17 protein-coding genes are annotated in these 13834 nt (G+C 69.5%); 6 read left to right on the plus strand and 11 right to left on the minus strand.

All coding sequences use genetic code 11. The features are described from left to right. Positions 1–168: 168 nt before the first annotated feature. A complete protein-coding gene (locus ACFVJQ_RS44320; RefSeq protein WP_385518045.1) occupies positions 169–423 on the minus strand; it encodes an ATP-binding protein in 255 nt (84 codons plus the stop codon). A 210-nt stretch (positions 424–633) separates the two neighbouring features. Further along, complete coding sequence (locus ACFVJQ_RS44325) at positions 634–1107, minus strand: nuclear transport factor 2 family protein (RefSeq protein WP_385791581.1); 474 nt, start codon at positions 1105–1107, stop codon at positions 634–636. Positions 1108–1313: 206 nt separating this feature from the next. Here ACFVJQ_RS44325 and ACFVJQ_RS44330 point away from each other — a divergent pair, with 206 nt between their 5' ends. From ACFVJQ_RS44330 to ACFVJQ_RS44340, 3 genes are all read left to right on the plus strand, one after another. Continuing rightward, positions 1314–2729, plus strand: coding sequence for an FAD-binding protein (locus ACFVJQ_RS44330; RefSeq protein WP_385518039.1), 1416 nt, complete (start codon positions 1314–1316; stop codon positions 2727–2729). A 300-nt stretch (positions 2730–3029) separates the two neighbouring features. Continuing rightward, positions 3030–3830, plus strand: a complete 801-nt coding sequence (locus ACFVJQ_RS44335) for a GNAT family N-acetyltransferase (RefSeq protein WP_385791583.1) — start codon at positions 3030–3032, stop codon at positions 3828–3830. Positions 3831–4046: 216 nt separating this feature from the next. Further along, positions 4047–4940 (plus strand): Bax inhibitor-1/YccA family protein, encoded by an 894-nt coding sequence (locus ACFVJQ_RS44340; protein WP_385791585.1) that lies wholly within the window; start codon positions 4047–4049, stop codon positions 4938–4940. A 7-nt stretch (positions 4941–4947) separates the two neighbouring features. On the opposite strand, the gene ACFVJQ_RS44345 is transcribed toward ACFVJQ_RS44340, so the two are convergent. Both ACFVJQ_RS44345 and ACFVJQ_RS44350 read right to left on the minus strand, forming a co-directional pair. Further along, on the minus strand, positions 4948–5700 hold the full coding sequence (locus ACFVJQ_RS44345; protein ID WP_385791587.1) for a hypothetical protein: 753 nt from the start codon (positions 5698–5700) through the stop codon (positions 4948–4950). Beyond that, positions 5690–6328 carry a TetR/AcrR family transcriptional regulator gene (locus ACFVJQ_RS44350; RefSeq protein WP_385791589.1) on the minus strand — a complete coding sequence of 213 codons (639 nt, stop codon included), beginning with the start codon at positions 6326–6328 and terminating at the stop codon, positions 5690–5692. The genes ACFVJQ_RS44345 and ACFVJQ_RS44350 overlap by 11 nt, the downstream gene beginning before the upstream one ends. Before the next feature lie 203 nt (positions 6329–6531). Here ACFVJQ_RS44350 and ACFVJQ_RS44355 point away from each other — a divergent pair, with 203 nt between their 5' ends. Beyond that, complete coding sequence (locus ACFVJQ_RS44355; RefSeq protein ID WP_385518022.1) at positions 6532–6876, plus strand: hypothetical protein; 345 nt, start codon at positions 6532–6534, stop codon at positions 6874–6876. Positions 6877–7157: 281 nt separating this feature from the next. Next, entirely contained in the window at positions 7158–7325 is a 168-nt protein-coding gene (locus ACFVJQ_RS44360; RefSeq protein WP_385791590.1) for a hypothetical protein, read from the plus strand. A 145-nt stretch (positions 7326–7470) separates the two neighbouring features. Here ACFVJQ_RS44360 and ACFVJQ_RS44365 read toward each other — a convergent pair whose 3' ends face one another. The 4 genes from ACFVJQ_RS44365 to ACFVJQ_RS44380 all read right to left on the minus strand — a co-directional run bounded on the left by ACFVJQ_RS44365 (position 7471) and on the right by ACFVJQ_RS44380 (position 11012). Continuing rightward, positions 7471–8190 (minus strand): hypothetical protein, encoded by a 720-nt coding sequence (locus ACFVJQ_RS44365; RefSeq protein ID WP_385518016.1) that lies wholly within the window; start codon positions 8188–8190, stop codon positions 7471–7473. Between the two features lie 23 nt (positions 8191–8213). After that, the gene (locus ACFVJQ_RS44370; RefSeq protein ID WP_385791592.1) at positions 8214–9077 is read right to left on the minus strand and encodes an alpha/beta fold hydrolase; all 864 of its coding nucleotides are present in this window, start codon (positions 9075–9077) and stop codon (positions 8214–8216) included. Positions 9078–9167: 90 nt separating this feature from the next. Further along, positions 9168–10046, minus strand: a complete 879-nt coding sequence (locus ACFVJQ_RS44375) for a helix-turn-helix domain-containing protein (RefSeq protein WP_385518010.1) — start codon at positions 10044–10046, stop codon at positions 9168–9170. Positions 10047–10151: 105 nt separating this feature from the next. Next, complete coding sequence (locus tag ACFVJQ_RS44380; protein ID WP_385791593.1) at positions 10152–11012, minus strand: alpha/beta fold hydrolase; 861 nt, start codon at positions 11010–11012, stop codon at positions 10152–10154. A gap of 192 nt (positions 11013–11204) precedes the next feature. Here ACFVJQ_RS44380 and msrA point away from each other — a divergent pair, with 192 nt between their 5' ends. Beyond that, positions 11205–11720 (plus strand): peptide-methionine (S)-S-oxide reductase MsrA, encoded by a 516-nt coding sequence (gene msrA / locus ACFVJQ_RS44385; protein WP_385518004.1) that lies wholly within the window; start codon positions 11205–11207, stop codon positions 11718–11720. A 76-nt stretch (positions 11721–11796) separates the two neighbouring features. Here msrA and ACFVJQ_RS44390 read toward each other — a convergent pair whose 3' ends face one another. The 3 genes from ACFVJQ_RS44390 to ACFVJQ_RS44400 all read right to left on the minus strand — a co-directional run. After that, positions 11797–12045 (minus strand): hypothetical protein, encoded by a 249-nt coding sequence (locus ACFVJQ_RS44390; RefSeq protein ID WP_385518001.1) that lies wholly within the window; start codon positions 12043–12045, stop codon positions 11797–11799. A gap of 100 nt (positions 12046–12145) precedes the next feature. After that, positions 12146–13213: an alpha/beta fold hydrolase gene (locus tag ACFVJQ_RS44395; RefSeq protein WP_385791595.1), complete on the minus strand. Its 1068-nt coding sequence runs from the start codon at positions 13211–13213 to the stop codon at positions 12146–12148. A gap of 253 nt (positions 13214–13466) precedes the next feature. After that, positions 13467–13834, minus strand: a 368-nt coding sequence (locus ACFVJQ_RS44400) for a response regulator transcription factor (protein WP_385791596.1), incomplete at its 5' end; no start/stop codon positions are given.

A 13834-nucleotide genomic window follows, 5' to 3' on the forward strand; every position in this document is an offset into this window, starting at 1 on the left:
GACGGCAGCCGCCTGATAGCCACACCCAGCACCCCTGGGCGACCCAACCCTACGAATGGCTCGATCAACCCGATCAAGACGGTAGAGCCGCCTGACCCGGCGGACCCCGCGCCCTCGACCGGCCGACGCCCTCACCGGGTGCCGGCCGGCGGCGTACGGGGACGCAGGCTACGCGCCACCGTCCTTTGGGGCGGCCTCCGAGATCCTCTTGAGCTGGGTGACCCACAGGGAGTTCAAGCGCTGCGCCCACAGCGGGACCGCGTCGAGCACGGCGGTCTTGCCCACCCCCGCCTCGCCCGAGAGCAGCAGAGCTGCCCCGTGGACCTCGGAATTGCCGAAGAAGGAGTGGATGAACGCGAGGTCCCGGTCGCGTCCGACCAGCCGTGTCGAGGCCGGGCCGACGGTCGAGTCCAGGTCATTCATCGAGCTGCCTCCAACGGCTGACGTCTGGAGGCCTGGTGCTGTCCGCCGACCTGGCTGCGCCTGCACCCGGCTCCGTGCGGCCCATGCAATCACTGCAGTCTAAGGGACGTCCTGAATTCACCCCTGTCGGTGTTCCGAACCGGAAGGGCTTGATTCTGTGGGCCGAAGCACGAGATGCGTCACCAGAGCAGGCTGTCTGTCACCCGAGGACTACCGCTGTACGGCAGCCTGGCGCAGATGGCAGCTGACATCGCCGACGAGGTTGATGCGGACCTGTCGCTCTACGAAGCGCCACTGCCCGGAACGGCGCTCGAAGCGGTCACGGTACCGGCCACTGGCGATGGGTTGCAGCGGCAGGTCGGGCAGCGCCTGAAACACGGTGACATACGAATGCGAGACCGCCGTGCTCGTCTGTTCGTCGACCTCGATGGCGACATTGGTCGTGACGTGCTGGGTTCGCGGTGTGCCGTCGTCGTAGAGGATCACAGTGTCCTGGAACATCTGCTGGATCGCGTTGCGGCCGCTCACTGGCTCGCCGCTGCCTGTGAAGGTGGCGTCAGGACATGCGGGTGGACCTCGGCATGGTTTCCTCCAGGGGAGACGAGCGATCTTCAGCGCGCTTCCCTCGATGATCACAGGGCTGCAAATTCGCCGATTGCGACAAGTAGTGTGCCTAGATGGCACACGTATTTCCTACGCGTCCTTCCTTCACGACGACAGACCACTGCCCTGCCGTCAACATGTGAGTCCGGACATGTTGATGTGAACGGCGAAGGGGGTCCGGCCCGTTTCAGTCACGTCAAGGTAGGCGCCCGGTGACCGTCTTGCCTCGTTCCGCGTGGGTGAGTGTCTCGGGGCGTTCCGCTTATGTGAGTGAGGTTGTGATCAGGATGAGTGCGGACGTGTCCGGTACGGCGGATGTGGATCTACGGCCGGAGGACGTGATGGCTCTGCGGCATTCCGTGAGAGGACCGGTTCTCGAGCCGGGATCGGCGGAGTACGAGGCGGAGTGCGCCACGTACAACCTGGCCTGTGGTCTTCGGCCGGCCGTCGTGGTCGGGGCGAGCTGTGAACTCGACGTCCGTTCGGCGGTCCTGTTCGCCGTGCGCCACGGGCTGCCGGTCGCGGTGAAGTCCGCGGCCCATCAGATGGTCTCCTCAGCCCACGGCGGGCTGCTGATCACGACGCAGCGGATGAAGCGCATCGTTGTCGACGCACAGGAGAGCACCGTGCGGGTCGAGGCGGGTGTGCGCTGGCGCGAGGTGCTGCCTCGCACGGCGGAGTTCGGGCTGGCCCCCATCGTGGGCTCGGCGCCGGACGTCGGCGTCATCGGATACACGCTGGGCGGCGGTCAGAGCCCGCTGCTGGGACGCACGCTCGGCTATGCCGCCGACCACGTGCGGTGGCTGAACGTGGTTACGGCGGACGGAGAACTGCGCCGTGTGACACCGCAGAGCGAACCGGACCTGTTCTGGGCGCTGCTGGGCGGCAAGGGCAACTTCGGTGTGGTGACCGAGATCGAGTTCGAGGTGTTTCCGGTCGCATGCTTCTACGGCGGCGGCATCTACTTCGCGGGTGAGCACCTGGCCGAGGTGCTGGAGGCCTGGCGTGCCTGGCTGCCGACGGTGGGGGAGGCGATGACCTCGTCCCTGGGGATCCAGCGCCTGCCCGACGTCCCGGCGCTGCCCGAGCCGCTGCGCGGTGCCTTCGTGGTCCATCTGCGGATCGGTTACCTGGGGTCGGCGGCCGACGGGGCCGAACTGGTCGCTCCGCTGCGGGCGGCCGCGCCGGTGCTGGTCGACCTGGTGGGGGAGAAGCCCTTCACGTCGATCGGGGAGATCCACATGGATCCGGTGGATCCGATGCCGTACTTCGATCGCAGTGTCTGCCTGGAGGAGTTCTCCGAGAAGACGGCGCAGGTGCTCGTGGAGCTGACCGGCGCGGAGTCGGGATGCACCCTGGCGAACGTCGAGATCCGGGCGCTCGGCGGAGCCTTCGACCGGGAACCGGAGTTCCCCAACTCGGTGCCCAGCCGCGGTCTTCCGTATGTCGTCTTCGGGCTCGCGGTGGGCGCTCCGGATCAGGCGGAGAAGCTCCGGGCCGACCTGGCGCGGGTCGTGGACGGGCTGGCGCCCTGGACGGCGGAGCGGAACATGGTCAACTTCCTCTCGCCGGACGAGGCGACCGACACCGAGGGAGTGCGCGCGGTGTACGGGGCGGAGCGGTTCGACCGGCTCGCCGCGGTGAAGAAGCGCTACGACCCGACCAACGTCTTCCGGTTCAACCACAACATCACGCCCGCCTGATTCCGGGCCCGGAAGTGAACCGGCGGTCGTCCCGGATCCGTGTCGGTAGCGGCAGGTTCCCCGCTGTTGATCGGCTGCGGCGGGGACGCGACGGCCGCTTCGGCGTGGTGCGTCTCCGGGCGGTCGTCCCCCGGGCTGCCGCTGAGACCCGCGGTGGAGGCGGGGCCGAGCGGGAGCCCGGGGCTGTCCGGATCCAGGCGCCCTATGACGTGAACGGCGGTGTCCGAACACCGTGAGCGGTGGGGATCGTCGTACCGAGCGCAAGACATTTCACAACACACGACAAAGTGAGGGGTTGCCGTGACGGACCTGACGGCCGCGGTCGAATCCGTGGCACAGCTCTCCACGGTCTGGCGTGCCATGGTGCTCGACCGGGACGAGGAGTCGGACGTACGCGATCTGCCGGGTGTAGCCGTCCGCTGGGCCGACTGCCGCTTCGCCTTCTGGAACGCGATCACCCTGACCGAGGTCGGGGCCGACGCCGTGCTCCTGGAGAAGCGTCTGGAGCAGGCGGCGGACATCATGCGGTCCAAGAGGCAGCCGGGCTTCCTGTGGCTGTTCGAGGACCTGCTCGCGGACGAAGCGCGTGCGGCACTGGAGGAGGCGGCGGAGCGCGCGGGCCTGGCGTACGCCTTCCCCGGCACCGGCATGGCCGGCGACCTGCTGCCCATCCCCGAGCCCCGCCACCCGGACCTGACGTTCGAACGAGTCACCACCGACGAACACCTGCGGGCCTACGCGGACATCAACTCGCGCGCCTACGGCTTTCCCCTCGAGGACGGCCGCGACGGTCTGGTCGGCTCCACGCTGTGGAAGCGGGAGGTGTACGCCTACCTGGCGCTGCGGGACGGCGCCCCGGTCGCCTGCGCCGCCACGGTCGAGGCCGAGGGCCGGCTCTTCGTCGTGCTCGTCGCCACCGACCCCGAACAGCAGCGCCGAGGCTACGGTGAGGCGGTGACGCGCAAGGCGCTGTACGAGGGCGCCCGCGCCACCGGACTGACCCGGGCCACCCTGCACGCAACCGTCGCCGGGGCACCCGTGTACCCGCGCATCGGCTTCGAGCCGAACTCCCCGATGCACTTCTACGGGCTGAAGAGCTGAGGATGTGAGGTCACCCGTGGCTGTACCGCCCTCGACATATGTGTGTCACACGTATCGAAGAGCACCATCCACCGTCAATTGACTGATGCGCGTGGTTTGTCCGGAAGTGCAGACTGACGGCAGCCGACACCTCCGGCGAACCCCTCGGCACCCGATACCCCGCCGCCGGCGGGGTATCGGGTGCCGGTATGTCCGACACGGAGAAGAGGATCTGGCGTGACACCGGTCGAGCAGCAGCGTTCGTTGAAGAGCAGCAATCCGATACTCTCCCGGCCGCAGTTCAAGCGGCGAGGCGGGCAGAAGACGGCGGCCAGGGACCCCCGAGCGGGGATCGCCGTCGCGCAGAACCGGATCGGCACGGGCAAGGACCTGGACCAGGTCCACGAGGACGATTCCGCTCCGCTCCCCTTGTCCGTCGGCGACCTGATGACGATGGACGACGTCCTGTCCCGTGCGCTGGCGGGGCTCGGGGTGACGGCCCTCGCGGCCGCGCTGTCGTGGACTCTGCTGCCGTACGCTCCCCTCGGCGCGGCCGTGGCCTACGGCATCGCCGCCGGCGCCGGACTGGTCGCCGTGGTGCTGGTGGTGATCCAGTGCCGCAGGAAACCGCCGTCCCCGGCCCTGCCCCTGACGTTCGCCGCCTTCCAGGGCGTGTTCCTCGGCGTGCTCTCGGCCACGGCCTCCAGCCACCTCTCACCGGGTGTCTTCGTCCAGCTCGTGCTGGGGACGATGGCGACCTCCGCCGGAGTCCTCCTCGCCTACAGGCTGCACTGGATGCGAGTGAACCGCCGCCTCCACGGCTTCGTCGGCGCCGCACTGTTCGGAGTGTGCTTCCTCGCCCTGGCGGACTGGACCCTGTTGCCCCTCACGGGCGCGGACGTCCTGGGCCTGCACCCCGCTGGCCTCGGCGTCTTCATGGGCCTGTTGGGCGTCGTCCTCGCGACGTCCTTCCTGTCCCTGCACTTCAGGAAGGTCGAGGACGCCATCAAGTACGGCGCGCCCCGGGACCAGTCCTGGCTCGCCGCGTTCGGTCTCACCCTGACCCTGACATGGCTGTACGTGGAGACCGTGCGGCTGCTCACCCTCTTCCCCGGCGAGGAGCTCTACTGACCGGGCGTCACACGGTCTTGATCAGAACCGTGGCCAGAAGGCCGACGGTGTACGCGATGCCGTAGTAGCGAAGCATCGGCTGCCGGGGCGAGATTTTCAGCAGGGCCAGCGCGAGCACGGCCGTCACGCCGATCACGAACGGGTCGAACTCCGCCTTCTCGAAGGCCAGGTTGGCCGTGATGCCCGCGCCGACGAACAGGGCGTTCACGGTGATCAGGACGTTGTCCCACGAGCGTGGAGCACGGTCGGTCGGTAAGAGGAACTGGGTCACCATGACCGTGGTGTTGAGCAGCGTGAACCCGGCGAGGAACACGACGTCGGAGAACACGTCGTCGTGGAAGGCGATGACCCGGCAGATCGCGGGGAGGTTCTCCGAACAGAAGCGCCCGTGCAGGTAGTTGGTGATCTCGTGGTCGCCGAGGCTCAGGCCGTACCCGTACACACCGGCCGTGAACAGGGCACCGAGCGAGAGTGAGGCGCCGCGTCGCCGCTGCCGTGAGTCGTGCACCAGGTGGGCGGCGACCAGGTGGTACAGCAGGACGGTGCACAGGCCGAGCGCCATGTTGTCGGCCTCGACCCAGCGCAGGAACTGGTTGTTTGCGACGAACGCGAGCGTGCCGTCGGCCCTCCGGTTGACGGAGACGAGCACGACGAGCAGCGAGTCGAGGGTGAGCAGCAGATGCAGCCTGCCGTGCGCGAGACGACCCCGGGTGGCCGGCCGGGTGGCCGGTACCCGCGCCGAGCGAAGATCACTGACCACACCCGCACAACGTTCCGGACACCCGGCGGGGTTCACCTACCCCCCCGTGCCGCGCTCCCTCCGGAACGGAGGCCTCCTGCGTGTCGCCCGACGGGCACAGCCCTCGCATGAGCACGTCGAAGAGCCGCCTCGATCTGGCGCACTCCTCGTCGTCCGCGCCGACGCGCCACAGGGGACCGAGTAGCAGGAGCATGTCGTCGGCCGTCGTGCCGGGCACGATGGTCCCGGTCGCCTCGTTGGCGTCCACCAGCGCCGAGAGGGCGTCGAGCAGCGGTCGGTACGCCTGTCGGCACTGCTCCGTCAGCGTGCCGGCGGTCCCGCTCATGGCGTCTGCGAACCCCGGCGTGCTCGTGCCGACGCTCAGGAGGCGCTGCAGCCATGCGCGCAGCGCGAGCGGCGGGCACAGGGTGCTCAGGAGGGCGGGCACGGAGGTCACCAGTTCGTCCACCTCCTCGCCGTACACCTCGAGCACCAGGGACTCCCGGGTGGGGAAGTGACGATAGAGCGTCCCCTGGCCGACGCTCGCTCTGCGCGCGATGGTCTTCAACGAGGTGTCGCCGGGAGCGGCGAGCACTTCGGCCGCCGCTTCGAGGATGCGCAGCCGGTTGTGGCGTGCGTCCGATCTCATCGATGCTCCGGTCTCTCTCCGGTGGTGATGCCACGGGGCGCCGTCCTGCCACGCGGGGCACGGCTGAAACGCCACACACATTGCCGTCACGGCTGGAGGCGTCCGTGAGACACGTATTCTGAGTGAAACCTACACCGACATGTCGTCCGTCGGGGTACGGCAGACACATGTCACCCGCGCTGAGCAGAAGGCCATCGATTCCCATGCCCCATGAGCGCCTCACCTCACTGACCGCCGCCCTCGCCGAGGACCTCGACCACGGTGTCTGGGCCCCGGAACCGCTGGAGCGGACCCTCGCGGCTCGCCTTCTCCTGGCCTGTGCCGGAGATGGGCAGTTCACCCCGGCCCGCCTGCGCGAGACCCTGTGGGAGGGCAGCGTCGCCCTGACGTATGCCGGTGGCGGCCGCCTCGCTCGCTTCCTCGCCCACTTGTACGAGGTGACCACGCATCCCGCTCCGGACACCGACTTCGCGCTGTCCGACGCCTCACGACTGCTGGAGCGGGTGGCACAGGACGCGGCGCCTGCCACGTACCCCGCAGTCGGATGACGGATGTGGTCCGGCTCCCCGCCCCCGAGAGACTTCCTGCACGAAGCTCACACACCGGGCACGAGGGGAGAGACCATGACGAGGTACGACAGGTGTGGCCGGCCGTGCTGTGACCATTCGTCGGCTGTGCCGCTCAAGGGCGCCGGCGCGGGCCGGCCCGTTCTCACCCTGGTACGGGGCTCCGACACCGACGGGGCGCCCGTCGAGCTGTCCACGCTGACGCGGACGCCCATGCCGACGGACGTCCGGGCGCGATCGCGACGCCGGTGCACGGCACGCTCATGGCCACCTGGATGCCCCTGAGCAGGCCGTCCCGCATCCCGCAGGGCCGAGTCCTGCTGGCGGTCTGGCCGGGCCTGCGCGGCGACTGCTCCGGCGTCGCCGCGGTGACGGAACTGCACGCCGCGCTCCGCCTCGCCACCGTGGTCCTGGACCGCCTGACCGACTGACTGCGGTGAGGCTACGCCTCCTCGTTCACCCAGCTCATCAGCAACCGATGACCGCGACCTTGCGGCCCTGGACGACGGATAGGTCGGCGTCGTAGAACAGCTTGGCCATGGGGAACTTCTCCTTGTCTGAGATGTGTGGCACCGGTCAGGCCGCCGTGTAGGCGGCGACCAGCCGGTCCAGAAACACTTCGAGCCGTTCGTTCATCGCGCGGTGGTCGTTGCGCCGCAGCTCCTCCGGCTGCTGGACGAAGCGGTGGCCGGTGAGCGCGGTGAGTTCCTCCTCCGCCGACTCGATGAGCCCCTCGACGATGTCCCGGTCGAACTCCATGTGGCACTGGAACCCGTACAGGAACCTGCCGTACGCCACGATCTGCCGGGGGCACCCCTCGCTGGCGGCCAGCACGGTCGCGTCGGCCGTGAGTCCGGGCATGTCGTGGTGCCAGTGCCCGGAGTCGAAACTCTCGTCGAAGCCGTCGAACAGCGGGTGCCGGCGGCCGGCCTCGGTGAGCGTCACAGGGAAGGAGCCGACTTCCGGCTCCGGGCTGCGCAGGCAGGGAGCGCCGAGCGCCTCGCCGAGCAGCTGTGCGCCGAGACAGACGCCGACGACGGCCTTGCCCGCCGCCGCGCAGGAGGCGATCAAGGACATCTCCGCCGCCGCGTCGAAGTGCGGGCACTCGGCGGTGGTCGTGGCCGGGGACTGGGGGCCGCCCATCACGACAAGCAGGTCGATGTCGTCGGCTGCCGGCGGGAGACTCTCGCCGGCGTGGAGACGGGAGTAGGTGACGGTGTGCTGCCGGTCCAGGGCCCACCGAGCGTAGGCCCCGGGAGCCTCGAACGCTTCGTGGACGACGAAATGCACGCGCATGGCTTGTCGGACTCCTGTAGAGGTCAACGTTCGTGGGGATGGCGGGGAACCGGAACGGTCGGCAGAAACCGTGGCCCCGTCGCCGTCGGCCACCTGACCGTGTCGGTGGGGGAGAGCTCGGGGTGGGGCCGGTGGACGTCACGGAGGAATCCGGTGAGGATCTCCAGCGTCCGTTCCGGCTCCTCGAAGGCCGCCGCGTGCCCGCCCCTGACCGCGGCCAGCCGTGCGCCGGGTATGCCGACCGCGAGCTCCACCGAGTGCTCCGGGGCCACGAACTGGTCTCCCGCCGCCGCGACGACCAGGGTGGGGGCGGTGACGGCGGCGAGGTCGCCGCGGACGTCGATGCCCAGGGCGAAGGCGATCTGCTGGGCGGTGCCGGGAGCGGAAGCCGCCACCCGGGCGGTCAGGCTTCGGGCCGCTTCAGGTGTCTGCGCGGCCAGGTAGTCCTCGGAGAAGGACAGCGAGGTCAGGAAGTCGCTCAGCTCGTCGTCGTGGCGGGCGTGCAACGACGCCCACATCTCCAGGCTGAGCCACAGCGCAGTGCGAGGCCGGGCGAATCCGACGAGGGTGAACAGGCCGCGGACCCGGTGGGGATGGCGGGCGGCGACCTTGACGGCGACGGCCGCGCCGAGCGAGGTCCCGGCGATCACGAAGTCGCTCAGCCCGGCCCTGTGAGCGGTGGCCACCACCTGGTCGGCCACGGCACCCGCCTCCAGCGGACCGACGGGCAACGGACTGCGTCCCGATCCGGGGAGGTCGACGAGCACGACGGTGTGCTCGGCCGCGAGGTCGGCGAGCAGCGTCTCCCAGGTGCCGGTCGCGGTGCCCCCGATACCGGGCAGGAGGACCAGACCGGGCCCGCTGCCCTGGATGTCGTACGCGAGCATGTGCCACCTCTCCTCACACTTCCCTAGGAGCACGAGAGGCGAGGGCCTGCGGGTTCACCTGCGGGCGTGCGGTTTCACCTGCCCGGGCCGCTATCGAGTCGTGTCCCTCGCCTGGTTCGGTTCCGTCCGCTCCGCGGTCCAGGAGGTGAGGATGCGCAGGGCGTCGTGGGAGGGGCTGCCGGGTTCGGCGGTCAGGACCATCAGGCGCTGTCCGGAGTCGTCGGAGCCGGCCCAGGTGTCGCAGTCGAGGGTGAGGTCGCCGACCAGGGGGTGGCGGTAGTGCTTGGTGCCGTAGGTCGCGCTGTTGACGCGGTGTTCGGCCCACCAGGTGCGGAAGTCGGCGTCCTGGATGGTCAGTTCGCCGACGAGGCGGGCGAGCTCGGGGTCGTCGGGGTCCGCCGCGGCCTCCATGCGCAGGGCGGCCACCGCGTCCCGGGCGTCATGTGCCCACTCCTGGTGCATGCCCCGGATCGCGGGGTCGGTGAAGATCAGGCGCAGGTAGTTGCGACGAGTCGGCGGGAGGGCCGAGAAGTCGGTGTACAGCGCGATGGCGGCGGGGTTCCAGGCGAGGATGTCCAGGCGTTTGCCGAGGACGAGTGCGGGGGTTTGGGTGAGCTGGTCGAGGAGGCGGCGCATGGCGGGGCGTACGCGCTGGGCGGGTCGGCGGCGGTGCGGTCGGTTGTCGGTGCGGCCGGCGAGTTCGTAGAGGTATTGCTGTTGGTCGTCGTCGAGGTGCAGGGCGCGGGCGAGGGTGGCGAGGACGGGGGCGGAGGCGCGGACGCGGCCCTGTTCGAGGCGGGTGTAGTAGTCCACGCTGATCGCGGCGAGCTGGGCGACCTCCTCGCGGCGCAGTCCCGTGACCCGGCGCGCTGAGTCCGTCTCCGGCAGGCCGCACTCGCGCGGATCCAGCTGCGCCCGACGGGCCCTGAGAAAGGCACCGAGGGCACGGGGGTCGGAGTGTGAGGTCATGGCGTCCATTCTCCTGCGGACCGCACACGTGTGAGGTGTGCCGGTGATGTCCGGTGTCGGCCGAGGGCGGCGGGACCTGGAGTCCCGCCGCCCTTCGAGGGGGTGTCAGCGGACGGTGGCGCGGGCGGCCCGCTCGATCACGTCGGCCACCAGGTGCGGGTGGGAGACGGCGACCGAGTGGGAGGCGGCGACCTCGGTGGTGTGCGCGTGGGCGCGCTTGGCCATGAAGCGCTGCACGGCGGCGGGGATGTTGAGGTCTTCGGTGGTGATGATGTCCCAGCTGGGCTTGGTCTTCCAGGCCGCGGTGGTGGCTTTCTCCTCCAGGGCGGCCTGGGCGATGGGACGCTGCTCGGCGGCCATCAGGGCGGCCTGCTGGGCGGGCACGTCGGCAGCGAACTGGTGATGGAACTTGTCCTGCTGGATGTACAGGTCGGTGGCGGTGGAGCCGTCGGCCTGCTTGTAGGTGACCGGGTCGAGGGCGCCGGGGAGGGTGGAGCCCGGGTACTTGTTGGTGAGCTCCAGGGCGCTCTCGCCGGGGGCGGGCAGGAAGGCGGCGACGTAGACCAGGGCCTTGACCTCGGGGTCGTCGGTGGCGGCCTGGCTGATGACGTTGCCGCCGTAGGAGTGGCCGACGAGAATCTTCGCGCCCTTGACGTGGTCGAGGACCGTGCGCAGGGCGGCGGCGTCGGAGGCCGGGCCGCGCAGCGGGTTGGCGGCGGCGATGACCGGGTAACCGTCGGCGCGCAGGTCCGCGATGACGCCGTTCCAGCTGGAGCCGTCGGCGAAGGCGCCGTGCTCCAGGACGATGGTCGGCTTGGCGTGCCTGCCGGTGTCGGCGGCCTCGGCGGTCTTGGCCGCGCCGTTGGCGGTGCCGCTGAGGGCGAACGCGCCGAACGCGAGACCCGCCGTGGCCGTCGCGACCGCACCCGTCACCAGCCGCTTGCGTCCACCCTTGATGCTCACCACGACAGACCCCTCTCAGGCTTTTTCTCGGTACATGGGGCGGGCCGGCCCTGCCGGCTTTCGTCACCGCCCTGACTGGTGATGAATTTGTCATGCGATCCGTCACCTGTCAAGGTGGTGACGGAGGGGGGGTTCCGGCCCGACGCGCGAGCCTGGACCCTGCGCGGACCGATGCGGACAGAAAGGTGAGGTGCCATGAGTGACGCCGAGGAGAGGGCGCTGCTGGCGGGTGGCTGCTTCTGGGGCATGCAGGAACTGATCCGGGCACTGCCCGGGGTGGTGCGCACCCGGGTGGGCTACAGCGGCGACGACGACAAGCCGGAACCCACCTATCGCGACCACGGAAAGCACGCGGAGTCGATCGAGATCGTCTTCGATCCCGCGATCACCGACTACCGCACGATCCTGGAGTACTTCTTCCAGATCCACGACCCGACCACGAGGAACCGGCAGGGCAACGACATCGGTCTCAGCTACCGCTCCGCCATCTTCTACGTCGACGACGAGCAGCGTCGTATCGCGCAGGACACCATCGCCGACGTCGACGCGTCCGGGCTGTGGCCGGGACCGGTGGTGACCGAGGTGGTGCCGGCCGGCCCGTTCTGGGAGGCCGAGCCGGAGCACCAGGACTATCTCCAGCGCTACCCGGACGGGTACACCTGCCACTTCCCGCGCCCGAACTGGCACCTGCCCAGGCGCGGCGAGTCCTGAACACCGGCGCGGCCGGGGAGGGCGATGTCCTTCCCGGCCGCGCGCCGCGGGGTCACGTCGGCGCTGAACCGTCGACCTACTTGGCCCACGGGTCCCGCACGATGATGTCGGCCGGCGCCGCCGCACAGCCGGAGAGCATCCGTTCGCCCTTCTCCGGGCTCGCTACCCGGGCGTCGCCCGCGACCCCGGACTCGGTGATCCGGTCGAAGGACACGGCCATGTACACCGGCTCGGTGGCCCCGATGGGCAGCAGCACCACCGCGTCGCGCGCCGCCAGGGCACGCAGCTCGGCGGCGGTCAGCCGGTTCCACTGGACTGCGCTCATCAGGAACTCCTCCTGGGCATGACCGACGCGGTGCGCGGGGTGCCGGGGCGGTGGCGGGGGCGGATCTTGGAGGTGACTGGCGCTTGGATGTGGCCGGTGCTCAGAGGTGGTCGGCGTCGACCACGGCCTGGGCAAAGGTGGTGGGCGCTTCCTGCGGCAGGTTGTGACCGATGTTCGCGATCGTGCGGTGCAGGTAGGGGCCGGTGAAGTGGTCGCGGTACGAGGAGCCGTCGCCCGGTGCGGTGAAGGGGTCGAGGGCGGCGTCGAGAGTGACGGTGGGGACGCCGATGGCGGGCTGGGCGGCCAGCTGCTTCTCGTAGCGGTCGTAGCGTCGGTCGCCCTCGATCAGGCCGATGCGCCAGCGGTAGTTGTAGAGGACGATGGCGGCGTAGTCGGGGTTCTTGAAGGCCTCGGCGGTACGCGCGAAGGTGGCGTCGTCGAAGTTCCAGTTGGGGGAGACGAGGGTCCACACGTAGCGGCACAGCGCGATGCGCTTGGCCACGTTCTCCATGGTCTTCTTGCCACGGTCGGTGGCGAAGTACCACTGGTACCACCAGTTGTGCTCGACGGCCGGCAGAGCGGGGTCCAGCTGCGCCTTGCGGTTCGTGATGAGGTAGCCGCTGGTGGACAGGAGGGCCTTGACGCGCTCGGGCCACAGGGCGGCGATGATGTCGGCGGTCCGCGAGCCCCAGTCGAAGCCGGCGAGAACGGCCTTCTCGATCTTCAGGGCGTCCATGAACGCGATGATGTCCAGGGCGATGGCGGACTGCTCGGCCGTGCGCGGAGTGTGGCGGGACAGGAAGCGGGTGCTGCCGTGGCCGCGCAGGTAGGGGACGAGGACGCGGTAGCCCAGGTCGGCGAGGAGCGGGGCGACGTCGACGAAGCTGTGGATGTCGTAGGGCCAGCCGTGCAGGCAGATGACGACCGGGCCGTGAGCCGGGCCGGCCTCGGCGTAACCGATGTCCAGGACACCGGCCTTGACGTGCTTGAGCGTGCGGAACTCGGTGTGGGTGCCGGGGGCGATGGTGGGCACCGTGGGAGCGGAAGTGCCGCTCGGCTGGTCCGAGGCGGTTGCGGCGGATGCGTTGGTCTGCAGACTGGACAGTGAGACCGCGGCCGCGCCGGTGCCCAGGCCGACGGCCTTGCTGAAGGTACGCCTGTTGATCATGTGAAGTCCTCCGTCGTGCGTTTTCGGTGACCGGCCCGAGCCCTGAAAACCTTGGCATGCCATTCGTCACCTGTCAAACAGGTGACGAATAGTGGTTTCGGTGATGGGCGGGACCGGCGGCACATACTCTCGTCCGCAACGAAACCGGACACATCAGTCATGTGACGGTCAGATGCGGAGAACGACACCGGGCGTGCGGCACACCCCGTGTGTCAGTCATTCGACTGAGAAAACGCTTCTCGACCTTGCGCACTCACATCCCCTGTTCGCCCTCCAGCTTGCCGAGTGCGTCGCGGAGGGCGGCGCGTGAGGTGATGCCGAGTTTGGGGAAGACGCGGTAGAGGTGTGAGCTGACGGTGCGGGGTGAGAGGTGCATGCGTTCGCCGATTTCCTTGTTGGTCAGGCCGCCGGCGGCGAGGTCGGCGATCCGGCGTTCCTGCCAGGTCAGTTCGGTGAGGTGCGCGGATGTGGTGCGTGCGGTCAGGCCCGATGCTCTCAGTTCGGCTCGGGCGCGTTCGGCCCAGGTGGCTGCCCCCAGCCGTTCGAAGGTCTCCGCGGCCAGGGTGAGTGAGTGGCGTGCTGCTTTGCGTCCTTGGGTGTGGCGTTGGTGGATGCCGTGGG

This window comes from Streptomyces sp. NPDC127197 (genome assembly GCF_042672405.1).
Lineage (GTDB): Bacteria > Actinomycetota > Actinomycetes > Streptomycetales > Streptomycetaceae > Streptomyces > Streptomyces flavusporus.